The following is a 24038-nucleotide window of genomic DNA, read 5'->3' on the forward strand; positions in this document are numbered from 1 at the left end:
GCTACTTCGGGACTCGTCCATGGCCGCAACCGTAGCGACGCGGGCAACCCGCTGCGCGCGTCGCGGCCGCCCGCTCAGCCGTCGAAGCGCTCCGCGAACACCCCGTGCCGCAGGCCGCGGTCGCTCACCGTGAGCGACTCCCGGCCGAGCAGGGTCAGGATCGCGCGCGCGATGCAGGCCCCGGCCAGGATGACCTCGGCGCGGGCCGGCTGCAGACCCACGATCGCCCGCCGCTCCTCGGCGTCCCGGGTGCGGTAGAGCTCGATCTGCCGGTCGATCTCCGCCAGGTCGAGGGCGGTGCCGTGCACGACGTCCGGGTCGTACGCCGCCAGGCCGTGGCGGACCGCGGCCAGGTTGGTCGCCGTCCCCCCGATCGCGACCACTGCGTCGGGAGTCTCCCGTCCGGCCAGCCGGTCGAGGTCGGCGGTGATCGCAGCGCCGGCCTCGTCGACCGTCTCTCGCGGCACCGCTCCGGTGAGCCCGTAGCGCTCGGCGAACCGGACCGCGCCGACGTCGACGCTGAACTGCTCGTCGATCCGGCCCACCTCCCCGAACGTGAACTGGCTGCTGCCGCCGCCGGAGTCGAAGACCACGAGGCGGCCCCCGGCGACCGGCAGGCTCGCCGTGGCCGCGACGTACGCGAGCCGTGCCTCCTCCTCGCCCGGGATCACCTCGATGGTCACGCCGCAGCGGGCGCGCACCGTGTCGACCAGGTCGGCGCGGTTGGGTGCCTGCCGCATGCCCGCCGTGCCGACCGCCGCGATCTCGACCGCGGCGTGCCGCCGGGCCTCGTCGACCATGCCCGCGATGGCGTCCGCGGTCCGCGCCAGCGCCGGCCCGGTGAGCCCGCCGGTCTCGGCCAGGCCCTCGCCGAGCCGGGTGACCTCGGACCGGTCCATGAGGGTGTGGGTGCCGCCGTCACCCAGGCATTCGCCGAGGTGGAACTTCACGGAGTTGGTGCCCACGTCGACGACCGCGAACCGCCCCCAGCGCAGCAGGGACTTGAGGCCGCGGGCGAAACAGGTGTTGCGTCGGTCGTCGAGCCCCAGCCGGTGGACCGTCGAGGTGACCAGCCCCGGGTCGGACGCCTCCACCACGACGGTCGTCGCGCTCGCGCCGTCGACGGTGATCTCGGTGAGCTCGACCATGCAGCCGTCGACGATCCCCCGCCGCCGCCACTTGCGCACCGTGGGTGCGCGCAGGCGCGGGTCGGCACGGATCACGTCGATGACCAACCGGTCCTGCGTCCACTCGCCCGCGCCCGGAGGCGGCTCGACGCCCAGGGCCGCGAGGACCGAACCCGCCTGCCCGGCGGTCAGCGGGAAGACGGTCTTCATCCGGGGGATCCACAGCTCGAGCCCGTCGTCCCGGACCGTGTCCAGGGTCTTCACGTCCATCAGCCCGCCGCGCACCTTGACCGACGCGTCGCCGTATGCCGAGAGCAGGTAGAGCTCCTCGCTCGCCTGCGCCTCGTCGGTGACCAGCGACCCGACCCGGTCGCGGGCGGGTCCGAGGTCTCCGAACGTGCGCCACTCCCACCGCGGCACGATCGTGGGCTGCTCAGTCATCGCCTGCTCCCCATCCGGAGGCGGAGGCACCGCTCCGTGGTGACGGTCCCGCCGCGGCGGCCGCGGCTGGATCGCCCGGTCCGGGTGATTCGGCTCAGGATCGGGACCATGCCACCGAGAGGACCCGCAGGTCCGTGCCGACCTGCCACTCGGCCCGCTCGCCGTCGCGCAGGCGCAGGAGCAGCCCGGGGTGCAGGTCGACGGCCTCGCCGTCGTCCTCGAACCGCACCGTCCCGCTGCCGGAGAGCACCAGCAGGCACTCGTCCTGCTCGATGTCGGCCACCACGCCGGTAGTGGTCTCCCAGAGCCCGACGCGGGCGCTGCCGAGCCGGCCGAGCTCCTCGACCCGCGCGGTCGGCCAGCCGCCGATCACCCACTGGCCGGACGGGAACTCCCGGGTCAGCGCCAGCGCGGTGGCGTCGCCCGCCAGAACCCGGTCCCCGCCGCCACCGGCTCCCTGGTCGTCCGTCGCGACGTACAGCTTGCGGAGGCGCTCGGTCACCCGCCAGATGGTCCGGTCGCCGGCCCGCAGCCGCACCAGCACCCCCGGCCGCAGGGACACCCGGCTTCCGTCCTCGAAGGTCACCTCGCCGCTGCCGGACAGCACGAGGAAGACCTCGTCGACCTCCTCGTCGGTGTCCTCGCCCGGCCCGGCCTCCCACAGGCCGAGCTCCGGTCCGTCCTCCACCAGCGCCACCGTGGCCGTGGCCAGCACGTCCGCGGCGCGTGCGCCGAGGTCGACCGCGCCCGCATCGGCGGCGAGTACCCGTCCCGTGCTCATGCAACCCACCCTGCCACGGTCACGGGCTGGGCGAACGGGCCGAAGGTCACGCTTGGTGGTCCTCCGCAAGGAGCGCGTAGGTGACCGTGTCCAGCCACCGGCCGGACCGGTGCAGGGACTCGCGTACGGCGTGCGCCTCGCGCCGCATGCCGACCCGCTCCATGAGTCGCCAGGAGGCGACGTTGTCGAGGAAGCAGGTCGCCACCACGCGCCGTACGCCGAGGTCGTGGAAGCTGACCCGGAGCAGCGCCCGGACCGCCTCGGTGGCGTACCCGTGCCCGGTGCACGCCGGGTCGAGGACCCAGCCGAGCTCGGCCTGCCGGCCGGTCGCCCGGTCCGCGACCTCCTGCTGCGCCCACGCGTCCTCGACGCGGAGCATGAGGTCGCCGACCGTCCGGCCGTCCCGTTCGACGACCACGGTCGCGGCCAGCCGGGTGGGGTCGACGAAGGTGGCGCGGTACGACGCGAGGTCGGTGGGCAGCTCGGTGAGCCACTGCCCGACGGACTCGAGGCGCCGGTACGCGAACGTGGCGTCGGCGTCCCCGGGCGTGGCCGGGCGGAGGACCAGCCGGTCGGTCCGCACCGGCCGCGGCAGCACGGGCGCCACAGCCGAGCCGTGGGCCCGACCGTCGTCGGGGTCGGTGGCCGCCCGGAGCGACAGGAGGGTGACGCCCAGGTCGCGGAGCCGGGCCAGCACGCCGTGCAGCTGGGCCTGGTCGGTCATCGCCCCGGCCAGGGTCGAGGTGCCGTCGGGATGGCGGGTGAGGGCCAGGCCGAACCAGGAGGACCAGTGGTCGTCCAGGTGTCCGGCGACGCGGAGCTCGTAGGCCGACGGCCCTGCCGCGTCCGGGGTGGCCGTGCGGGAGATCGTCATCGCCACCGCTCCCCGGGTCCGACGGCGTAGCGCTCCCAGACGTACCGCCACGGGGTGACGGCGAGGACGACCACGATCAGCGAGCAGCTGGCGACGGTCTCGGCCATGGCCGGGTCCAGGTCCCCCCGGGCCGCCGCCGGGAGCGCGACCAGGACGAGCCACAGCAGCTTCCAGGCAGACTCGAACAGCAGGACCGGCAGCATCCGCGCCGGGTGCCGCAATCCGAGGAGGGCGAGCAGCGAGAGGGCGGTGAGCAGGCAGAGGGTCACGCCTTCGTAGAGCGGCAGGGACGCGGCGTCGGGCAGCAGCGGCCACTTCACCAGCACAAGCCCGACGCCCATCAGGGCGTACCCGCCGCGCATCAGGTGCAGCCGGGTCAGGGACAGCTCGCGGGTCGGCGCCGCCGTCGTCGTGCTGGACATGGTCACTCCCTTTCGGATGCCCGGGCCCGGTCCCGTCAGTGACGGTCGGTGGGTGCCGGTGCCGGGCCGACTGCCCGGCGGTGATCCCGACGTTAGGAACCGGCGGGGTGAGCACGCATCACAAGCCGATGTGACCGGCTTGGTGATTCATGCGTCGCCCTCAGAGCAGGCCGAGCTCGCCGGCACGGTGCACCGCGGCCCGCCGGGTGTTCACGTCGAGCTTGGTGAAGATGTGCCGGGTGTGGGTCCGGAACGTGTTGACCGACATGAAGAGCTGCCGCGCGATGTCCGGGCCGGTGAGGTCGGTCGCGAGCAGGCGCAGGACCTCGACCTCGCGCTCGCTCAGCTCCTCCTCCCCCGGCGGGACCGGTGCCGGTCCCGGCGTCGCGAGTCGCAGCAGCCGGCCTGCCTCCGCGCCTCCTGTGGGACGCGGCTCGGCGGCCCGGAGGAGCTCCCGCACCGGCTCACCTTCGTCCAGGAAGAGGCGCGCGTAGCCCGCCGGGACACCGTCGACGAGTGCCGCACCGAGGTCCGCCAGGGCGGCCTCGCGAGCGCTCCCGGCGTCGTGCGCGAGGGCCCGGACGAGGCGCGCCTCCACCAGACTCCCGGTGCGGCCGGCCGCACCGGCGGCATCGACGACCCGGTCCAGGAGGGCCAGCGCCTCGGCGGGGCCGGTGCTGCAGTGCCCGGCCCGGTGCCGGGCGACGAGCAGCCGGGCCAGGGTGAGCTGGTCGAACTCGGCGAGGTAGCTCGGCGGGTCGTCGGGCGTCACGCCGCGCCGCCGTGCCCAGTCCCCCGCGTCGTCCAGCCGCCCCTGCGCGACGTGGATCCTCGCCCGCTGCGCGGGGATCGGGCGTACGTCGGGGAAGAAGCCGGGCAGGTAGAGCGGCTCGGCCTCGTCGAGCATCCGCTCCGCGCCGTCGAGGTCGTCCCGGGCCCGCAGCAGCCCGGCCATCGCGACGTACCACCGGTGCCGGTTCTCCAGGAGCGAGGCGCCCTCGCCGAGCGCGCGGGCCCGGTGCAGGTGGTCGGCGGCCGCGTCGAGGTCGCCTTGCTCGCGCAGCACGTCGGCCAGCCCGACGTGCAGGTCCCCCGTCGTGGAGAGCGGACCCGGGTGGCGGGCCGCGGCGGCCAGGGCCCGCTCGTAGAGACGCCGGGCCTCGACCGGGCTGCCCAGGGCCAGCCGCATGCCGGCCAGCACGACCGTGGCGCCGAGCTCGTCGGCCAGGTTGCCGGCCGCGCGCAGGCTCGCCACCGCCTCGGAGAACGTGTCGACGGCGGAGCGCAGGTCTCCGGCCGCCCACGCCGCCAGCCCGAGGAAGCCGGAGGCCGCACCCCACGCGAAGTGGTCGCCGGGCCCGGACAGGTCCCGGGCCCGGTGGGCGTGGGCCACGGTGCCGTCGACGTCGCCGCGAGCCTGGGCGACGGAGGCCCGGTACACCTCGAGCATCGCCGGCAGCCTCGTCAGCTCCTCCAGCCGGGCCCCGACCTCCCCCGGCAGGGCCGCGTTGGTGGCCGGTCCGGGTGCCGGGGAGCCGTCCAGCGCCGCCTCGGCGTCGTCGAGCCAGGTCTCCACCCCGTCCAGGTCACCCTCGGACAGCCGGGCCCAGGCCAGCTGGGTGGCCAGCAGCGGACGCGTGCGGCACACGTCCTCGGGGAGGGCGCGCAGCCACGTCCGCAGGGTGCGGTCCTGCCGGTTCCGCCGCAGCCCGGGAAGAGCGAGCTCCACCAGGTCGGCCGCCGCCGCGGTGTCGCCGCTCGCGAGGGCATGGCCGACGGCGTCGGCGAGCATCCCGTGGTCGGCGTACCAGCGGCCGGCCGCGCCGTGCAGGCCCGGCAGCCGGTCGGGAGACCCCGCGTCGAGACGGGAACGGAGCGCGTCGGCGAAGAGGTGGTGGTAGCGGTACCACTCCCGCCGGTCGTCGAGCGGCACCAGGAAGAGGTTGGCCCGGTCCAGCTCCTCGAGCACCTGCTGTCCGTCGCGCCGGCCGGTCAGGGCGTCGCAGAGGTCGCCGGTCATCTGCTGGAGCACCGAGGTGTCGAGGAGGAACCGGCGTACGTCGTCGGGCTGGCTGTCCAGGACCTCCTCGACCAGGTAGTCCAGGACGAAGCGGTGGCTGCCCGCGAAGTCGTTCACGAACGCGTCCATGCCGTCCGGGCGGTCCCGGGCACCGCGCGTGTGGCCGCGAGCCGACAGCGCGGCCAGCTGCAGCCCGGCCGCCCAGCCCTCGGTGCGGGCCTCCAGGGCGGCGACGTGCGCGGGCTCGAGCCCGAGGTCCATGACCTGGTTGAGGAACGCGTCGGCCTCGTCCGCGGTGAACCGGAGGTCCGTGGCGCGCAGCTCGAGCAGCTCGCCTCGGCTTCGCAGCCGGGCCAGGGGCAGCGGGGGGTCGGCCCGGGTGGTCACGGCGAGCACGACCTGGGGCGGCAGGTGGTCGAGCAGGAACGCCACGACCTCGTGGACGGCGGGGTCCTCGAGGAGGTGGTAGTCGTCGAGGGCGAGGACGGTGGGTCCGGGCAGCTGGTCGAGGTCGTTGACCAGGCTGACCAGGACCTGGTCGGTCGGCAGCTGGCCCTCGGCCTCCAGCAGCGCCGCCGCGCCCTCCCCCACGTCGGGGCTGCCCGTCCGGACCGCTGCGACCAGGTGGGTGAGGAACCGGCGTGGGTCGTCGTCGTCGGCATCGACCGACAGCCAGGCCACCCGCCGGTCCTGCTCCGGGCCGCCGAGCCACTGGGTGAGCAGCGTGGTCTTGCCGAAGCCGGCCGGCGCCGACACCAGGACCAGCCGAGGCAGCGAGCCGGACCCGCCCGTCAGCCGGTCGGTGAGCCGGGGTCGCACCACGAGCTGCCGTCGCGGCGACGGAACGCGCAGCTTGGCGCCGAGCACTGGCATCCGCCCACCCTAGGGACGGGGCGCGGTCGACGCCTCGGGAACATCAGGACCCCGGGGTTCCGACGCTCGCGCAGGTCAGGACCGGTGGCCCTGCCCGCTGCCGTCGCTTCCGGAGGAGATGACCACCTGGGCGTCGGTGATCCACTTCCCGCCGTTCCCGGAGATCCCGGAGGTCGTGCGGGGCAAGTCGTTCATGATCGTGCTCGTGTCGTTCCTCGGCTCCGGGGCCGAGGGCAGCCGCCTGCTCGAACCGGTGCGCGAACTCGGCCCCGCGATGGACACCCTCGCCACCACGGAGCCGATCGCGCTGGCCACACAGGCGATGGATCCCGACAGCCCCCTCCCGTTCCGGTCCACGACGGCGCTGCTCGACCGCCTCACGCCCGAAGCGATCGAGGAGGTGGCCCGCCTCGCCGGTCCCGGCTCACCGCTGACCCTGGTGGAGTTCCGGCACGTCGGCGGTGCCCTGCACCGCGCGGCGCCGGGCGCCGGCGCCCGGGCGACGCTGCCCGGGAACGTCGCGATGCTCAGCCTCGGCGTGGTGCCCGACCCGGCGCTCGACCCGGCAGTCCAGGAGGGGCTGCGCGCGCTGACGCAGACCGTCGCGCCCGAGAAGGTCGGCGACTACCCGAACTTCGTGATGGCACCCACGGACGCCAGCTCCTTCTTCGACGCCGGCACCTGGGCCCGGTTGCAGCGGGTCAAGGCGGCGTACGACCCGGAGGACGTGTTCCGCGGCAACCACCAGGTCCCGCCCGCATGACCCGGGGCACTGGCTAGCTGGGGTACATCGAGTCGAGGAGCGGCCGGTACGTCGTCTCGACGACCTTGCGCTTCACCTTCATGCTGGGCGTCAGCTCGCCTGCCTCGATCGACAGGTCGCGTTCGAGGACCCGGAAGTCCTTGATCGTCTCCCATCGGTTGAGCCGGGCGTTGACCTGGTCCAGGCACCCCTGGACGTAGGCACGGACGGCGGGGTGCCGGGTCAGCTCGGGGTACTCGAGACCGGCCAGGCCGTGCGCCCGGCCCCACTGCGCCAGCGCCTCGGGATCGAGCGCGACCAGCGCCGTGGCGTAGTTCCGGCCCTCGGCGTGCACGACCATCTGGCTGGCCAGCGGGCAGGCCGCCTTGAACATGACCTCGGTCGCCTGGGGCGCGATGTACTTGCCGCCGGAGGTCTTGACCAGGTCCTTCTTCCGGTCCGTGATCCGCAGCCGGCCCTGGGGGTCGATCTCGCCCACGTCGCCGGTGGCGAACCAGCCGTCCTCGCTGAGCACCTCGGCGGTCTCCTCGGGCCGGTTGTGGTAGCCGCGCATCACGCTGGGGCCGCGGACGAAGATCTCGCCGTCGCTGCCCAGCCGGACCTCGGTGCCGTTGATCGGGGGCCCCACCCGCCCGAAGACCGGGTCGGTGAGGCGGACGATGCTGGTCCCGGCGCTGGTCTCCGTCAGGCCGTAGCCCTCGATCACCAGCACCCCGGCGGCGTGGAACCACGCGGCGACGTCCTCGGAGAGCGCGGCGCTCCCGGAGAGCATGAAGCGGATCCGGCCACCCAGCCGGTCCCGGATCCGGGACAGCACCAGACGGTCGGCGAGCGCGTGCTGGACGCGGACCGCGGGTCCCGGGGAACGGCCCTCGAGCCGCGCCCGACCGACCTGGTCGCCCACGTCGAAGGCCCAGCGGAACAGGGTGCCCTTGACCCCGCCCTCCTCCTCGACGGTCTGGACGATCTTGGAGTGCACCTTCTCGAAGATCCGCGGCGGGCCGGCCATGAACGTCGGCCGGACCACTGCGAGGTTCTCGACGATCCTGTCCAGCCTGCCGTCGACGGCGGTCGGGAAGCCGATCTGCAGCTGCACGGCCTCCAGCATCTTCCCGAAGGAGTGCGACAGCGGGAGCCAGAGGTACTGGAGGTCGTCGCTGGAGAGGATGTCCAGCGAGGCAGCTCCGGCGCCGATGTAGGTCCAGCAGCTGTGGGGCAGCTCGACCCCCTTGGGCCGGCCCGTGGTGCCCGAGGTGTAGATGAGCGTGGCCAGGTCACCGGACCGGACCGCGTCGACGGCGTCGTCGACGGCGGTCGGGTGGTCGGCAAGGTACTTCTCGCCCAGCGCCCGCAGGTCGTCGAGGCCTAGCACCCACTCGCCGTCGGCCCCGCCGTCGAAGGTGACCACCCGGATCAGGTCGGGCAGCTGGTCGCGCTGGCTGCGCAGCTTGGCGACCTGGGTGTCGTCCTCGGCGAAGGCGATCCGGGATCCGCTGTCGGACAGGATGTAGGCGACGTCCTCGGCGCCGGTGGTGGGATAGACGGTGGTCGTGGCCGCCCCGGCGCACGTGACGGCGAGGTCGGCGTACAGCCACTCGACGCGGGTGCTGCTGGCGATCGCGACGCGGTCCTCGGGCCCGATCCCGAGTGCGAGGAGACCCGCCGCCAGGGGGCGGACGATCTCCTCCGCCTGTGCCCAGGTCACCGACTCCCACCCGCCGTCGCGGGGGAAGCGGTAGGCCTCGACGTCCGGCGTGGCGCGGACCCGGTCGTAGAACATCCGGGCCACCGACTCCGCCGGTGTCGGGTAGCCGACCTCGGTTCGGCGGGACTGACTGGACTCACCTGGCGCGGACACGACACGCCCTCCCTTCGCGTGGTCCTCTCAGGTTCACAGTCCGCCGCAGGCCGACGTAGAGGACTAGGTCCCGCCGGGACCGGGCGGAGGTTCCGTATCGGGCAGGTCCACCACGACCTCGAGGTTCGACCCGACCCGGGTCACCGTGGCCGGCCCGAGGCGGCGGAGCATCGCCAGCGAGGCCGGGTTGTCGGCCGCCACCGTCGTCATGATCCGGCTGACCCCCTCGGGTCGTTGCCGAAGGAGCTCCGCCAGCAGCGCGGTCGCGACACCGCGGCCCTGCCAGCCGTCGACGACGGTGACCGCGACGTCCGCCGCGCCCGGCCGGTCCGGGTAGCGGATCATGTGCCCGACCGCGACCGGCATCCCTTCCCCGCCCTGTCCGACGACGACCAGCGCCAGCGCGACGTGGTCGATCCCGTCCACCTCGTCGACCAGGTGGTCCAGCATCACCTCGGTGAGGTGCGGGACGCCGGAGAGGAAGCGGTGCTCGCGTGTCTCGGCCGACAGGTGCTCGTAGCCCTCACGGATCGCCTCTCGATCGCTGGGGCGCAGGGGCAGGACGAGTGCGCGCGTACCGTCGGCCAGCCGGGCTTCCGCGATCACTCCCCACCTCCCCGGGCACACGGTACGTGCCGGCCGGAGGAGGCCGCCCAGCTGGCGGGCGCTCCGGGCCGGACGGCCTAGGATCGACGCACCGACCGGACGGGCGACGATGGGAACCACCTTCCACGACCCAGACCCCGAGATCCCGAACGGACTCGTGGGCCCGGTGGACCGCGTGCTGGTGGTCGGTGCGGGCATCGCCGGCCTCACGGTCGCCAACGCGCTCGCCCATGCCGGCGTGGTCTGCGTGGTGCTCGAGGCCCGCGAACGCATCGGTGGACGACTGCAGACGGTGGACCTCGTGGGCACCCCGGTGGATCTCGGCGGCTCCTGGGTGCACCACCCGGTCGGCAACCCGGTACGCCGCCTGGCCGACGGCGTCGGGATCCCGTGCCGTCCCGGGGACCCGCTGCCGACCCTGTCCGCGTTCGACTGCGCGACCGGGCAGCGCCTGTCGCACGCGGAGGTCGAGGCCGGTCTCGAGGCCGAGCTGGCCGGCTTCACCGACGCCCTCGGCGGCCTGCGGGCGACGTTGGGGCCGACCGCCTCGGCGGCCGAGGGCATCGATGCCCACCTCGCCGCGAGCGGGCTGACCGCCGACGCCCTGCGCCGGGCCCGGCAGGGTCTCCGGGCGTCCGTCGAGGCGGATGCCGCCGGTGCGGCCGAGCACCAGTCCCTGGAGTGGCTGTGGACCCAGGCGGAGTACGGCGGCGAGCTGTTCGGGGACCTGCCCGACGGCGGGTACTCCGGCGTCGTGGACGCCCTGGCGGCCGGGCTCGACGTACGCCTGGACTGGCCGGCCGCCCGCGTGGCCGCGACCGGCGACGGGTGTCCGTCACCTCGGCCTCCGGTGCGACCGAGGCCGGAACCCACGTCGTGGTCACGGCGCCGCTGGGCACCTTGAGGAACGGGCTGCCGAGCTTCGACCCGCCGCTGCCCCCCGAGCGGACGGACGCGATGCACCGGTTGGGCTTCGGGCGGTACGAGAAGGTGGCACTGGCCTTCGACCGGCCCTTCTGGCGTGACGCCGGGTGGTCGCACCTGGTCCTCTTCCCGCCCGACCCGGCCGAGCCCGCCCTGTGGGTCTTCGACCTCGACGCCTTCGGTGCCGGGCCGGTCCTCGTCTGCCACGCGTTCCACTCCGCCACAGGTCACGTGCTGTGGAGCTCCAGACAGGCGGCGGTCCGCTGGGTGACGGACATGCTGGCGGCGGCGCACGGCGCACCGCTCCCCGACCCCGTCGCGGCGGTCACGACCGGGTGGGCCGACGACCCGTACGCCGCCGGGGCCTACGCCCACGTCCCGCCGGGCGCCACCAACGCCGATCTCGACCTGCTCGGCTCGCCGGTCGGCGGCCGCGTCCTCTTCGCAGGAGAGCACACCCAGAGCGCCCGGGTGGGGTACGCCGACGGCGCGATGACCAGCGGGATCCGCGAAGCCCGACGCCTGCTCGGCACGACGGCGGTGACCCTGGGCAGACTCCCGGACGACCGGTGACCGGGCGGAGTCTTCCCTCACCGTGCACGGCGCAGGACTGCCTCGGCGACGACCAGGTCCTGCCACGACATGCCCACGGTCTTGAACACCATCGGCCGGTCCGTGGGGACGTCGGCCGCGCCGGTCACTACGTCGCGCATCGGGAGGAGGTCGTCCGGGCCGATGGCTCCGTCCCATATGGCGAGGACCACGTCCCCGGCCTCGCGCCGGGCGGTGGCGACGTCCTCGACGACCACGGTGGCGCGGCCGAGCAGCGCCGCATCGAGCTCACGCGCGTCCGGCTCGTGCGAGCCGACGGCGATGACCACCGCGTCGTCGCGCAGCAGCGCCGAGTCGAAGACCGGTGTCCGGGCCGAGGTCGCACAGACGACGACGTCCGCCGACCGCAGCACCTCGTCGGCTTCGTGCGACGTGAGGGCGACGGCGTCGAGAGACGTGCGCGAGGGGTCGCGCACCAGGTAGGTGGCGTGCTCGACGGGGCGGACCGCGGCCAGGGTCGCCACGTGCGCCTCGGCCTGGGGGCCTGCCCCGATCACGGTGACCCGAAGGGGACGTGCCGGCAGCCGCGGGAGAACGCCGGCAACGGAGACGGCGGGGGTGCGCAGGGTGGTGAGCGCGGTTCCGTCGAGCGCGGCACGCAGGGCGAGGGTCTCGCGGTCGAACAGGAGGTAGGTGGCCTGGATGCGGGGCAGTCCGCGGGCGGGGTTGCCGGGGGCGACGGTGACGACCTTGACGCCCGCGCCCGTGGCGGTCTCGGAGGGCATGAGCAGGAACTGGCCGGCGGTCAGGTCGGCAGCCGTGCGGGCCGGGTCGGTGGTGGGGTCGAGGCCACCCCGCAGTGCGTCCGTCACGGCCTCGACCGCTCGGGCCGGCCCGAGGGCGGCGACGGCGTCCGCGTCGAGGTACCTCATCGCAGCACGAACCCCGGGACCAGCGGGTCGTGCGGGTCGATCGAGAAGGTGTGCTCGCCGGTCCGGTACGCCATGCCGGTGACTTGGGGGACCACGGCGGGACGCCCGTCGTGGTCGAGCCTCTCGAGCACCGTCCCGGTGAAGGTGCTGCCGACGATCGAGTCGTGCCGCAGCCGGGTGCCTTCGGGCAGCCGACCGGCGGCGGCGAGCACCGCGAGCCGGGCGCAGGTGCCCGATCCGCAGGGCGACCGGTCCACCTCGCCGTCGGCGAAGACGGTCACGTTGCGCTGATGGACCCAGCCGTCCGAGTCGCCGAGGTCGTCGAACCAGATGGTGCCGTAGATGCCGTTCAGGCGAGGATCGGTCGGGTGCACGGCGACCGGGGCGTCGTTGAGGGCCCACTTGATCTCCCGCCCGAGCCCGATGAGGTCGGCCAGGTGCTCCGGAGCGACGGACAGGCCCAGGTCGGCGGCAGGCAGGGTCGCGTAGATCGCTCCGCCGAACGCGACGGTCACGGAGACGTCGCCGCGGGAGGTGGACACCGGTACGTCGCGGGCGACCACCCAGCTGGGCACGTTGACGAAGTCGACGGCCACCACGCGCTCGTCCTCGCGGTGCACCCTGGCGGTGACCCGGCCCGACGGCACGTCGATCACGACGTCCACGCTTCCCGTCTCCGGGCCGCTGACCCGGCCCGTCTCCACGGCCCAGACGCCCAGCGCGATGGTGCCGTGGCCGCAGGCGGTCGAGAAGCCGTCCTTGTGCCAGAACAACACCCCCAGGTCGGCCCTGTCGTCGTCCGGCGGCACCAGGAACCCGCCGTACATGTCGGCGTGGCCGCGAGGCTCCGAGCAGAGGACGGCGCGCAATGCCTGCACGCTGGAGTCCTCGATGGCCCGGGCCCGCCGCTCGGCGACGGTCGACCCTTCCACGCGGACGGGCGGGTCGGCCACGATGCGGAACGGCTCCCCGCCGGTGTGGTAGTCGGTGGTCGCGATCGTCGACGGCAGCACGCTCGCAGCCTCCCACGAGACAGCCATCGTCGTCAGAGGGCTTCCGTCAGCTGTCTCCCCGGGCGTCGGCGAAGGCCCGGTCGACCGCGTCGGCGAGCTCCTCCATCGAGTGGAGCTCCAGGTCGTAGGTCCACTCGCCCGAGGGCTCCGGGGTGGCTCCCCAGCCGGGCTGGTCGTGGCGGCGGTTGATCCACACCGATGGCAGCGCCTCGCGCTGTGCGGGCACGTGGTCGTGGAAGAGGCTCTGCGCCACGTGCAGCAGCTCCGCACGCTCGATCCCGAGCTCGGCGAGGACGGCGTCGAGGGCGCGGAAGTGGTTCTCGGCGGGCTTGTAGGCGCCGACGTCCTCGGCGGTGATGACGGCCGCGAAGTCGCCGCGCAGGCGCCGGTTGCTGCCCGCGAACCCGTCCCGGTGCACGTTGGACAGGATGATCAGCCGATAGTGCCTGGCCAGCCTCTCCAGCGCATCGGCGGAGTCGGGGAAGGCCGGCCAGTCCGGGACCGAATCCCCCAGCCGCTGCGCCCAGACGTCGCTGACGAGGCAGCCGAGCCCGTCGCCCGTGCGGCGGAAGGCGTTGGCGAGGACCTCGGGATAGAGAGCGGTGGGTGTCTCGCGCTCCACGGCGGCCTCCTTGTCGGCGTACGCGAGCAGCAGCTCCTCGTCGGTGAGCCCGAGGCCCTGCTCGCGAGCCCATGGGGCGAGGACCGCGGCGATGCCGGCCTCCCAGTCGATGAGGGTGCCGTAGCAGTCGAAGCTGAGCGCCTCGAACGCGGTGAGGTCCAGGTCGGTCATGGGTTGTGTCCTCCGCACGGTCGTCGAGTCGTCGGTACCGGCCTCAGCGAATCATCACGTCGGTCACATCGTCATGTGATGTGGACTCACCCAGCCGGCTCCTAACGTCCGGAACATCGTCGGACACCCGTTCGGCACCCGAACCAGGAGCCCCGTCATGAACGTCACCACCGCCGGTCTCACCCAGGCCTCCGGCGCCGCCGCCGCCACAGCCGGCGCGCTCTTCATCGGCATCCAGGTCAAGCACCCCCACCTCGACGCCACGTCCATCCAGAGCACCGAGATGGCCGTCCGCGACACCCTGAAGGTGCTGATGGCCGCGCTCTCCCTGGCCGGCATCACCGGCATGTACCTCAGCCAGGTCCGCCGCAACGGAGTCCTCGGGCTGGTCGGCTACCTCGTGCTCAGCGCCGGCTACCTCCTCGTCCTGGGCACGGCGTTCAGCGCCGCGTTCGTGATCCCCGAGGTCGCTCAGACCGACCCGGGCTACGTCAACGACGTGATCGACGTGACCACGGGCCGCACCTCCAGCGCCGACATCGGAGCCATGAACACCGTCAACCTGCTCCAGGGCACGGGCATCCTGGTCGGCGGCCTGCTGTTCGGCATCGCGCTGTTCCGCGCCCGCGTCCTCGCCCGCTGGGCGACCCTGCTGCTGGCGGTCGGTGGCATCCTCACCGCCGCGCTCCAGGTGATGCCGGACTCCTTCTACCGGCTGCTCGCCTTCCCGATCGGCATCGCCATGGTCGCGCTCGGCGTCTCGCTGTGGCTGAGCCAGCGGAAGTCGGCCTCGGTCGACGCCGACGCGTCGTACGCCGCCGTCTCCCCGGGCCGATGACCACGGTCCGGACGGAGCCTGTCCGGAGACGCGGCCGGGAGCGGAGCTGGCCGGTGCCGGCGGCGCTGGTCGGGCTCAGCGCGATCCCGCTCACCGCCGGCGCACTGCGGCTGGTCCAGCTCGCCGGAGGCCCGGCCGTCTTCCCCGCGGATCACCGGTTCACGGGGTTCCCCGTCGCGCTCGTGGCGCACATCGTGGGCGCCGCTGTCTTCGCGTTCGTCGGCACGTTCCAGCTGGTACCGAGGATCCGGCGTCGCCACCGGGCCTGGCACCGGCGCGCCGGGCGCGTGGTCGCCGTGGCCGGCCTGGTCGTGGCCGGGTCGGCGTTGTGGCTCACCCTCGGCTACGAGGCACAGCCCGGCACCGGGGACCTGCTGTTCGCCTTCCGGCTCGTGTTCGTCTCGGCGCTGGTCGCCAGCCTTGTCCTCGGCATCACGGCCATCCGCCGTCGCGACGTCGCCGGCCACCGGGCCTGGATGATCCGGGCCTTCGCGATCGGCCTCGGCGCCGGGACCCAGGTGTTCACGGAGGGGTTGGGCGGCGCCTTGTTCGGCACCGGCGAGATGCGCGGCGACCTCGCCAAGGTCGCCGGCTGGCTCCTCAACCTGACGGTCGCCGAGTGGGTCATCCGCCGCCCGGCCCGCCGGCAGCAGCACCTGGTCAGGGGCCGGTGACGTGGCGCCGCGGCGGGCGCCACGGAGGCGGCCGCTGGTCAGGGCGCCGCGGTCGTGGACTCCTGTGCGGGCGCATCCGCCGACGTCGTGGGGTCGGCCGAGGGGCTGGTCGTCGGATCGGCGGTCTGACTCGGTTCCGGCGCACTGGGCGACCCGTCGGGTGTCTCGCTGGACCCGGCACTCGCTGGCTCGCTCGGCGTCGGCTCCGACGGCACCTCGCTCGGGTCGGCGCTCGAGGACTCCCCCGGGTCCCCCGGGTCGGAGTCGTCTCGCTGCGCTCGCGAGGGATCGGCGTCGATGACCTCCAGGACCCGGTCCTGGAAGTCCTCGAGCGCCCCCTGCAGCTCGGACAGGCTGCGCCCGGGTATGCCCTGCGCGTAGGCCGCGATCTCGGCCCACAGGGCGCGCAGCTCCGCCATGCCCGCGTCGCTGAGCGGGCCGTCGAGGGTCACCACGAGCTGGCTGGCCAGCGCGTAGGTGAGACAGCGCACGCAGCTGTAGTTGACCGCAGTCGCCAGGTTCGCGGGCACCACGGTGTCCGCATCACCGACGATCAGCACGACCTGGAAGCTGATCGCGACGGCTGCGCAGTCCTCGCAGCTGGCCGCGGCGTACGCCTCGTTGGTGTTGGTCACCGGCTGGTCGCCGTCGACCCAGATCATGGCAAAGGCCAGGTCGTAGACCACCGTGTCGTCGGTGGTGTTGACCGCCAGGGCCTGGTTGTCGCCCTCATCGGGTGGGAGCGGCTGGTCGAACGGGAAGACCCAGGTGTTCGCGGCGCCCCCGTCGCCGGAGCTGTCCGGGGGTTCTCCGGTGCTGGTGGGTCCGGTCGCGACGGGGTCGGACGTGCCGGCCTGGCGCGGCACCATCACGAGGGCGAGGCCGGGTTCGTCCTCGGTCGGCCGGACATTGCCCGCGAGCAGTGCCTCGGCGTGGCCCCGCTGTCCCTCGGCCAGCGGTCCGGAGCCGACCCGGGCCTGCGGCGGCTCGGCGCGGGGCAGCACCTGGCCCAGGGTGCCCTTCTCGTACGCCGAGATCGGGCGGTACGTGTCCTCGCGCGGCCACCAGGCCCAGATCAACCCGGCCACGATCGCGAGCGCGGTCAGCACGGCCAGGCAGCGGCGTAGCGGCTTGCCGGCGGTCCTTCGCCAGACGCCACGCGCGACCTGACGCACCAGGCGCGTCAGGATGTAGCAGATCCCGGCGATCGGCAGCACCAGCGCCAGGATCGCGATGATGCGTGCCAGCACGGCGACCACGTCTCCCTCGGCCCAGGAGGCGCCCAGCAGGTCGACCTGTGCCTGGAGACTCACCCACGCGGTGGCCAGGACCCGCGGCAGCGTCATGACCATCGTGAACAGCGTGAGTGCGAGCAGCGGCACGACCACGAAGACCCACGCCGTGACCACGAGGCGCGCCCACGGCTTCAGTGCGGTCGCCGACGGGTCGCGCCAGCGCCAGGGCAGGGTGCCCAGGAGCGTCGGCCTGATCCGGTGGTAGAGGTCCGGGACGCCGGTGAGGTCGGCCAGCACGTGGTAGCCGTCGAAGCGGACCATCGGCGTCAGCTGCCGCAGCATCTGGAGTATCTGGCTGACGACGGCGAGCAGCAGCGCGTCGTACCCGGTCGCCCACCAGACGCCGACGACGGCGAGGGCGACGATCGCGTTGAAGTAGAGACCGCCGAGGTCGGTACGGATCCGACCGCCGCGTCCGAGGCGGTAGGAGTCGGTGACGTCGGTGTAGAACGCCGGCCAGAAGAGGTAGAGCCCCATCCCCATCACACCGGGCGTGGCGCCGCCCCTGCGGGCGGCGGCCGCGTGACCGAACTCGTGGAAGCCGGCCGAGAAGACCGTGACCACGAAGATCAGCAGCAGGAGCCCCGGCTTGTGCAGCGCCTCATGGGTCGCCGAGGCGAGACCCTTGTCGAAGAGCAGCCACCACGAGACGTACACGAATCCGGCGACCAGCGCGACCACGAGAACCGGGTTGAACAGCATCGCGAACGGCGTGGTGATCCGGTCGGTCCTGACCGGGTCGGTCACGGCGTACCGCATGCGGAGCCCGAGCAACGGGTTGGACTTCCTGACCTCCGGCGCGGAGCCGTCGGCCTTGAGGAGCAGGCCGATCGGCCGGAGCTTCTTGTCGACCAGGGTCGCGACGTTGTCGGCGCTGACCCGCCTGCCATACGCCGTGGTCACCTTCGCGGCGATCTCGTCGTGGGTCCGCTCGCCGTCGATCGCGTCCAGGACCTGGAACAGCAGAGGCGTCAGCTGGACCATCTGCCCGTCGGCACGTCGCACCAGGGCCGGAGGGTCCTTGTAGCCCGAGCCGGGCATGGCACCGATGAGCTGGATGCCCTCGGCCCGGACCGGGACGGCCGGTCGTGGCGTGACCGGAAGCGGCGTCGCTGCAGCGTCGCCGCCCCCTGTCGGCGGGGAGATGGTCACCGGTGGCTAGGGCGCGTCGGGCGAGGCGGGCTCGGCCTCCGGTGCGGCCTGGTCCGCGGTGCCGGCCGGAGCGGTGTCGGCCGGAGCACTCTCGGTGGGAGCGGTGTCGGTCGGCGCAGCGTCGGTGCCGGTCGGGGCAGCGTCGGTCGGAGCAGGCTCGGAGGGCGACGTACCGGCGGTGCTGGCCTCAGTCGGGACCTGGTCGGACTGGTCGATGTCGGACGTCTGGTCCGCGTTGGCAGAGGCGTCGCCGGTGATGTCCTGGTGGATGATCGCCTCCTGCTGCGCCACCGCCGCGGCACTGGAGTCGATGGACCCGATGTTGGCGGCGACCGCGGCGTCGATCGGGGCCGCGACATTGGCGTTGGCAGCCACCGCGCCGTTGATCGGGGCGGTGAGGTCGAGGTCGGCGGCCAGGTCGACGTTCACGTTGAGCAGGTTGCCGTCGAGCAGGCTGCCCACGTCCGGGAGCTCGGCGCCCGGCACGTCCACCGGTGGCAGGTCCACGTCCGGCAGCCCGTCGGTCGGGACGGTGCCGTCGGTCGGAACGGTGCCGTCGGTCGGAACGGTGCCGTCGGTCGGGACGGTGCCGTCGGTCGGGACCGTGCCGTCGGTCGGAACCGTGCCGTCGGTCGGAACCGTGCCGTCGGCCGAGACCGTGCCGTCGGCCGGGACGGCGTCACTGCTGTCGATGGTGCTGTCCTGGACCGAGTCCGCCGTGGCGTCTCCGGTGACGCCCTGGTCGATGTCCACGGTCTGGCCGGCGAGGGCCTGGGCCTCCGAGCCGGACGACAGCACGTTGGCGCTGGCGGCGGCATCGATGGGCGCGGCGACGTTCGCGTTCGCCGCGACCGCGAGGTCGACCGGCGCGGAGAGGTCGAGCGCCAGGTCGAGGTCGGCATTGAGGTCGAGGATCGAGACGACCTCCTTGTCCGGGAGGGCGGTTCCAGCCTCGCCCTCCAGCTCGGCGTCGGAGAGGCCTGACTGCTCGTCGCTGCTCATGGATCATCCATTCCCGGGCCGGCGGGCTTCGCCGGTCCTGGCTCGAGGGCTCCGTCACTGCGGGCGTACCCACCGGACGTCCGGCCATGCGCAGGAGAGTCGGGTGAATGCCCGCTCTCTGGTCTTGACAGCGGTGGCGGGCGACGCCGGGCGGCGGAACGATGGGAGTCGCACCGGGCTCTGCTCAGCCTGCAGGTCGAGACCAACACATCAGCATGGAGGAGTCATGCCGACGATCCTCGTGACCCACGACGTCACCGACACCGACCGCTGGCTCTCGTCGCCGAAGCGCGAGGAGCTCCTGCCCTCGTTGGGAGCCAGCAACATCCGGACGTTCGTCAACCCGCAGGACCGGACGAAGGTCGGGTTGGTCCTGGACATCGCTGACCTCGGCGTCCTCCTCGCGGCGATGGAGAACCCGTCGGACGAGATGGTCGAGGCGATGAAGTACGACACCGTTGTCCCCGAGACGATGGCGATCCTCGTCCAGTCCTGAACCACCGCGACAGCCCAGGGGGGCTGCTGGGGGCTGGCCCTGCCGACACGTGCGCCCTGAGCGCGGGTCGAGGAGGGCGATCCGCAGAGGTCCGGGTCAGGCCGCCGGATCCCACGACAGCCCACCCAACGGCAGCTCGATGAGCGGCCGTGGAGTGCACGTTGAGCAGTGCCCGGCACGGTGGTCCGGAGAGCCCGTCTCGAGGAGTCGCCATGACCGCATCGATTTCCACGTACCTCCACTGCACTGATCCCATCTCGCTCGCAGGTGTCGTCAGCCAGCTCCGGGTGCGCCCCGAGGTTCGCGTCGTCGAGGAGCTCGAGGTCGACCGAGCGGACGTCGCCGTCGTCGTCGCCGACCAGCTGGACGACGACACCTCCCGCGTGGTGCGGGCACTCGGCCGCGGTGAACGACCTCGCATCGTGCTCGTGGCCACCACCATCGACGAGTCGACGCTGGTGACGGCCGCCGAGCTCGGTGTCTGCGGCCTGCTTCGTCGGGCCGACGCCACCGCCGACGCCCTCGTCCGGTCGATCACCCGGGTGGCCGCCGGCGAAGGGGAGGTGCCCCCCGATCTCCTGGCCCTGCTGCTGCAGCAGGTGGGCCGGCTCCAACGACAGGTGCTGGCGCCCCGCGGGCTCGCCTTCAGCGGCCTGTCACCGCGCGAGATCGAGGTCCTGAAGCTGGTGGCGGAGGGCCACGACACGTCGGAGATCGCCGCGACCATGTGCTACAGCGAGCGCACCGTGAAGAACGTGCTGCACGACCTCACGACCCGGCTGCAGCTCAAGAACCGCACGCACGCGGTCGCCTACGCGATGCGCGAGGGGCTGATCTGACCGGAACCGGTCATCCCACGAGGAGCCCCTCGATCGTCCGGGTGGCGGCTCGGGCCGCGATCTGCGTGGCACGGCTCGACAGCGGATGCTGCTCGACGCCCTGCCAGGTGGCCAGCGCGGCGATGGCGGCGCTCCTGATCTCCTCGGCCGACGCGTCGTCGGCCAGACCGAGGCGACGCCCGGGGGCGTGGCCCGAACCGCCCATGAGCAGGTCGAGCTCGGCTTCCCGGTCGGCGTTGATGGACAGCTCACCGCTGCGCAGCTCCAGCAGCACGCGCACCTCCTCGAACTCGTGGGCGCCGGCGGTGATCTGCTCGAGGCGGTGGAGGAGCGCGTCGCCGTCGCCACAGTCACCCCGCTGGAACAGCTCGCGCAGACCCGTCACCGCCGAGCGGGCCTTGAGCACCCGGGCCCGGGTGTCGAACTGTCGTAGCACCACGCCGCGGAGGTGGTCGAGGCCGCTGGTCTCCGCCAGGCGGGCGCACAGCTCGGTCGACGTGGCCACCGCTCCGGAGCGGACCAGCTCCACCGACAGGCGCACGCCGAACAGCCCCAACCGGTCCAGGAGCCCGGCCCGCGCTTCGGCCGGCACCCCGACAGGGCTCTCCCCCCGGGCGAGGCGATCGGCGGTCAGCAGCAGGTTGCTGATCTCCTCCTTCGGCCCGCGGGCGATCGCGACCACGGCCGCGTACTCGTCCTCGCGCAGCGTGGCGGCCGCGTACCCGAGCAGGCCGTTGACGGGTACGACCACGGGACAGAGCCGGTGCAGGCGAGGCTCGGAGCGATAGCGCCGGGCGACCCGCTCGGCGACGGTCATCGCGTCCAGGCGGGCAGATCCGATCTCGTCGGCGCGGGAGAGCACACCCACCGCGTTGACGGGCGTGCCCTCCGCGACCGCGTCGTCGTGGAAGGACTCGAGGAACCTGATGTCCGAGCTGTGCGTGTGCCGCAGGAGGTACAGCACGGCGTCGGCGTCGGGGACGCGGCCGCCCTCCGCCGACATGGCCCGGTGGGTCCGTGCGGAGACCTCGGCGGAGATGGAGTCGATACCCGGGGTGTCGATGAGCACGACGCTCTCCAGGCGACTGGACGGCCAGCCGATCTCCATGTGGTCGATCGCATCGGCGGAGTGCCCTCCCAGGTCCACCTCGAGCGCACCTTCGCCGCGGACGTACGGCCGCTCGGTCCTCGTCCCGTCGTGCAGCACGAGCTCGGCGTACGGCCGCGGCGAGAAGGAGTACCAGGTCACGACGCGCGTGCACTCCCCGGCATCCGTGGGAGCGAGCCCCTCGCCGATGATCGCGTTGAGCAGGGTCGACTTGCCGGCCTTCACCTTCCCCGAGATGGCCAGCCGCACCGGCCCGTCCAGCCGCCCCACGATGGCGTCGAGCGCGTCGACCGCCTCGGCAGAGACGGCCGTACGTCGGGCGTCGTCGGCGAGCGCTCCGATGCGCTCGATCAGGTCCTCAGCCACCGGTGGCTCGCTCTGCTCGCGACCCGACCGGGACCGCGGCTGCCGGGGTCACCGGCGACGCCAGGGCGCGCACGTGGTCCCGGATGTCTCCGAGCTGCCGGGTCTCCTCGTCCAGCTCGGCAGCACGCGCCTGCCTCGCAGCCGGATCCAGGCGCGAGGCCCGGCTCGCCGCGTCCAGTGCCGCGCCGGTCGATGCCTGGATGCTTCCTGCGCGTGACTGGAACTCGTCGCGCAGGCGACGCTGCGTGCGGCGCAGGCCGTCTCGCGCGTCCTTGTTCATCTCGAAGGCGATCTCGTCGATGAACTTCGCGGCAGCCGTCCGCGCCTGTCCCTGTCGGTAGGAGCGCTGCTTCTTGCTCTCCATGCGGAAGATCAGGCGGCCCAGAAGGGCGCCCAGCAGGGCCGCGGGAGGAATGATCAGCACGGTCGTGTGGAGCGCCAGGCTCAGCGCCATCAACGGGACGTACGCCGCCAGACGGCCACCCGACAGGACGGATCCCAGCCGCCCGCCCGGCATCGAGAACGTCGCGGCCGACGGGATCTCCAGGTCGGCAAGCGTGCGCGACACCGCCTCCAGCTCGAGCTCGACGCCGGCCCCCGACTCGAAGTCGAACTGCTCGGCCACCGCATCGCTCAGCTGGTTGGCTCGGCGCACCACCAGGTCCCGGTTGGCAACGCTGGCCTCCGCCACCTGGCGCCGGAGCCACGCCTGGGTGTCCTCCCAGGTGTCCTTGGGGTCGGACTCGTCGATGATGTCCTTGACGTCACGCAGCACCGTGCGCAGCCGGGCAGCGAGGTCGTACTCCGCATCCGCCACGAGGTCCTGGATCCCGTCGTTGAGCACCTGCTGCCAGGCGGCACTCGGCGCCGAGAGGGAGTGCGCCCGCTGGTGCGCCTGCCCCAGGCGATCCAGCACCGCGGCGCTGGCCTCGGGCCGGGCGAGCACGACCCGCTCGGCGTCGGACTGTCGGGCGAGCTGCGTGGTGACGAAGTCCACCTCGTGCGCGACTGCACTGGCCTCGCCGGCCGTCGTACGACGGACCACGTCGGCCAGGAAGCCGACCAGCTGCTCGAAGCCGCTCTCCGCGTTGAGGGCGGGCTGACGTGCCGCCCGGAGCCGGAGGAAGGACGACACCGGGATCACGGGAAGGTCGAGACCGGCGTTCTGCAGGTGGCCGCGATTCGTCTCGACGATCCTGCGCCAGTGCTGGTGGAGATCGACCTTGGTGACGACCAGGGCGGCGCGCGGGCAACGGCCCACCGCGGTGGTGAGGTAGTCCAGCTCGGGTGCCGTCAGCTCCTGGGAGGCGTCCGTCACGAACACCAGGCCGCCGGCGGCGTTGAGGCTCGCGAGGCTCAGCTGTCCGTGCACGGAGTCGAGACCGCCCACGCCGGGGGTGTCGAGCAGGCACAGGCCGTGACGGAGCAGGCGATGGCGGACCTGCACCTCGACGGAGAACAGCTCGCCGGCCCCACGGTCGGCTCCGTCGGCGACGACACCTGCGAGGTCCTCCAGCCGGAGGCTGTCCGTGGTGACGTCGTCGCTCCCTGGATGCCGCGCGTGGGCCAGCACCTGGAGGGTCTCGCCGTAGCGGACGAGGGTGGGGACGCCGGTGACGATGTCGGCGTCGACAGGACAGACGGCGGTCTGCAGGAGCGCGTTGACCAGCGTGCTCTTGCCTCGTTTGAACTCCCCGACGAACGCGACCGTGCACGACCGTTGCCCGACCAGCTTCTTGACGCCGTCCAGCCGCTCCGTGAGGTCGCCCCGCGCCTTGCCCTCGGCGAGGTGGCTGCTCGCGTCCAGCGCGGTCATGAAGTCCGGCATGGCGGCCTGGGGGGCTGGCAGGTCGGCCACAGCCTCGACCGGGGCCGCGACCGGGGCCTCGACGTGGGCCTCCACCGGAGCCTCGACCGGCGCCTCGGGTGGCGCGTCGGTGGCGGCGGGCGACGTGCCGTCGATCGACGAAGGCTCGCCGTCGTAGCCGGGTTCGGCCGGGGTGTCCGTCGCCGTCGCCGGCGCTTCCGGGACCCCGTCGGTCTCACCTGCAGCACTCGTGCTCGCCTGCGTGCTCTCCGCTCCCGACCAGGCCAGGTAGTGGTTGCAGTTGGCGCAGAAGAGGGCACCCTCGTCGTTGGGGTGATCGCAGTTGCTGCACCTGATCGCCACTGGACATCACCGATCGTCACCATTGGGCACCGGACGGCCCACCTGATTCAGGCTAGCGAGACGCGCGTCTCCGCGGGCGCCATACTGAGGTGAGCACCAGCAGCTCGGGGCGCCCGGCT

General features: G+C 73.2%; 19 protein-coding genes and 1 pseudogene. 6 read left to right on the top strand and 14 right to left on the bottom strand.

Going from position 1 to position 24038, the window contains the following annotated elements; translation table 11 throughout:
* Nucleotides 1–74 precede the first annotated feature (74 nt).
* The 5 genes from EKO23_RS16935 to EKO23_RS16955 form a co-directional block, all read right to left on the bottom strand.
* Complete coding sequence (locus EKO23_RS16935; RefSeq protein ID WP_134719304.1) at nt 75–1568, bottom strand: Ppx/GppA phosphatase family protein; 1494 nt, start codon at nt 1566–1568, stop codon at nt 75–77.
* 94 nt (nt 1569–1662) lie between these two features.
* Entirely contained in the window at nt 1663–2349 is a 687-nt protein-coding gene (locus EKO23_RS16940) for a cupin domain-containing protein (protein ID WP_134719305.1), read from the bottom strand.
* Between the two features lie 46 nt (nt 2350–2395).
* Entirely contained in the window at nt 2396–3223 is an 828-nt protein-coding gene (locus tag EKO23_RS16945) for a GNAT family N-acetyltransferase (protein ID WP_246051140.1), read from the bottom strand.
* Nucleotides 3220–3645 carry a hypothetical protein gene (locus tag EKO23_RS16950; RefSeq protein ID WP_134719306.1) on the bottom strand — a complete coding sequence of 142 codons (426 nt, stop codon included), beginning with the start codon at nt 3643–3645 and terminating at the stop codon, nt 3220–3222. Before EKO23_RS16950 ends, EKO23_RS16945 begins: the two co-directional genes overlap by 4 nt.
* A gap of 160 nt (nt 3646–3805) precedes the next feature.
* Nucleotides 3806–6538, bottom strand: coding sequence for a winged helix-turn-helix domain-containing protein (locus EKO23_RS16955; RefSeq protein WP_134719307.1), 2733 nt, complete (start codon nt 6536–6538; stop codon nt 3806–3808).
* A gap of 118 nt (nt 6539–6656) precedes the next feature.
* Between EKO23_RS16955 and EKO23_RS16960 the strand changes: the two genes are divergently transcribed.
* Complete coding sequence (locus tag EKO23_RS16960; RefSeq protein ID WP_134719308.1) at nt 6657–7301, top strand: BBE domain-containing protein; 645 nt, start codon at nt 6657–6659, stop codon at nt 7299–7301.
* A gap of 13 nt (nt 7302–7314) precedes the next feature.
* Here EKO23_RS16960 and EKO23_RS16965 read toward each other — a convergent pair whose 3' ends face one another.
* On the bottom strand, nt 7315–9159 hold the full coding sequence (locus EKO23_RS16965; RefSeq protein WP_246051141.1) for an AMP-dependent synthetase/ligase: 1845 nt from the start codon (nt 9157–9159) through the stop codon (nt 7315–7317).
* A gap of 63 nt (nt 9160–9222) precedes the next feature.
* Nucleotides 9223–9765 (bottom strand): GNAT family N-acetyltransferase, encoded by a 543-nt coding sequence (locus EKO23_RS16970; protein WP_167880523.1) that lies wholly within the window; start codon nt 9763–9765, stop codon nt 9223–9225.
* A 109-nt stretch (nt 9766–9874) separates the two neighbouring features.
* Here EKO23_RS16970 and EKO23_RS26235 point away from each other — a divergent pair.
* Nucleotides 9875–11262 (top strand): annotated as a pseudogene (locus EKO23_RS26235) (flavin monoamine oxidase family protein).
* A 17-nt stretch (nt 11263–11279) separates the two neighbouring features.
* Here EKO23_RS26235 and EKO23_RS16985 read toward each other — a convergent pair.
* From EKO23_RS16985 to EKO23_RS16995, 3 genes are read right to left on the bottom strand one after another with little or no spacing between them, the layout of a single operon-like run.
* Complete coding sequence (locus tag EKO23_RS16985; RefSeq protein WP_134719312.1) at nt 11280–12173, bottom strand: ornithine cyclodeaminase family protein; 894 nt, start codon at nt 12171–12173, stop codon at nt 11280–11282.
* On the bottom strand, nt 12170–13186 hold the full coding sequence (locus EKO23_RS16990; protein ID WP_246051142.1) for a proline racemase family protein: 1017 nt from the start codon (nt 13184–13186) through the stop codon (nt 12170–12172). Before EKO23_RS16990 ends, EKO23_RS16985 begins: the two co-directional genes overlap by 4 nt.
* A gap of 46 nt (nt 13187–13232) precedes the next feature.
* A complete protein-coding gene (locus EKO23_RS16995; protein ID WP_217702667.1) occupies nt 13233–13979 on the bottom strand; it encodes an HAD-IA family hydrolase in 747 nt (248 codons plus the stop codon).
* A gap of 157 nt (nt 13980–14136) precedes the next feature.
* Between EKO23_RS16995 and EKO23_RS17000 the strand changes: the two genes are divergently transcribed.
* Both EKO23_RS17000 and EKO23_RS17005 read left to right on the top strand, forming a co-directional pair.
* Nucleotides 14137–14817, top strand: a complete 681-nt coding sequence (locus tag EKO23_RS17000; protein WP_134719314.1) for a hypothetical protein — start codon at nt 14137–14139, stop codon at nt 14815–14817.
* Nucleotides 14818–14870: 53 nt separating this feature from the next.
* Entirely contained in the window at nt 14871–15491 is a 621-nt protein-coding gene (locus EKO23_RS17005) for a DUF2306 domain-containing protein (protein ID WP_246051143.1), read from the top strand.
* 38 nt (nt 15492–15529) lie between these two features.
* Here EKO23_RS17005 and EKO23_RS17010 read toward each other — a convergent pair whose 3' ends face one another.
* Nucleotides 15530–17938, bottom strand: a complete 2409-nt coding sequence (locus EKO23_RS17010) for a hypothetical protein (protein ID WP_134719316.1) — start codon at nt 17936–17938, stop codon at nt 15530–15532.
* Between the two features lie 6 nt (nt 17939–17944).
* Nucleotides 17945–18940 (bottom strand): hypothetical protein, encoded by a 996-nt coding sequence (locus EKO23_RS17015; RefSeq protein WP_217702668.1) that lies wholly within the window; start codon nt 18938–18940, stop codon nt 17945–17947.
* A gap of 226 nt (nt 18941–19166) precedes the next feature.
* Between EKO23_RS17015 and EKO23_RS17020 the strand changes: the two genes are divergently transcribed.
* The gene (locus tag EKO23_RS17020) at nt 19167–19436 is read left to right on the top strand and encodes a hypothetical protein (protein WP_134719317.1); all 270 of its coding nucleotides are present in this window, start codon (nt 19167–19169) and stop codon (nt 19434–19436) included.
* A gap of 212 nt (nt 19437–19648) precedes the next feature.
* Nucleotides 19649–20275 (top strand): helix-turn-helix transcriptional regulator, encoded by a 627-nt coding sequence (locus tag EKO23_RS17025; RefSeq protein ID WP_134719318.1) that lies wholly within the window; start codon nt 19649–19651, stop codon nt 20273–20275.
* Nucleotides 20276–20285: 10 nt separating this feature from the next.
* On the opposite strand, the gene EKO23_RS17030 is transcribed toward EKO23_RS17025, so the two are convergent.
* Entirely contained in the window at nt 20286–21749 is a 1464-nt protein-coding gene (locus EKO23_RS17030; protein ID WP_134719319.1) for a dynamin family protein, read from the bottom strand.
* Nucleotides 21742–23919 (bottom strand): dynamin family protein, encoded by a 2178-nt coding sequence (locus tag EKO23_RS17035; RefSeq protein WP_167880525.1) that lies wholly within the window; start codon nt 23917–23919, stop codon nt 21742–21744. Before EKO23_RS17035 ends, EKO23_RS17030 begins: the two co-directional genes overlap by 8 nt.
* Nucleotides 23920–24038: the final 119 nt, after the last annotated feature.

Source organism: Nocardioides guangzhouensis (assembly GCF_004519545.1).
GTDB classification, from domain to species: domain Bacteria; phylum Actinomycetota; class Actinomycetes; order Propionibacteriales; family Nocardioidaceae; genus Nocardioides; species Nocardioides guangzhouensis.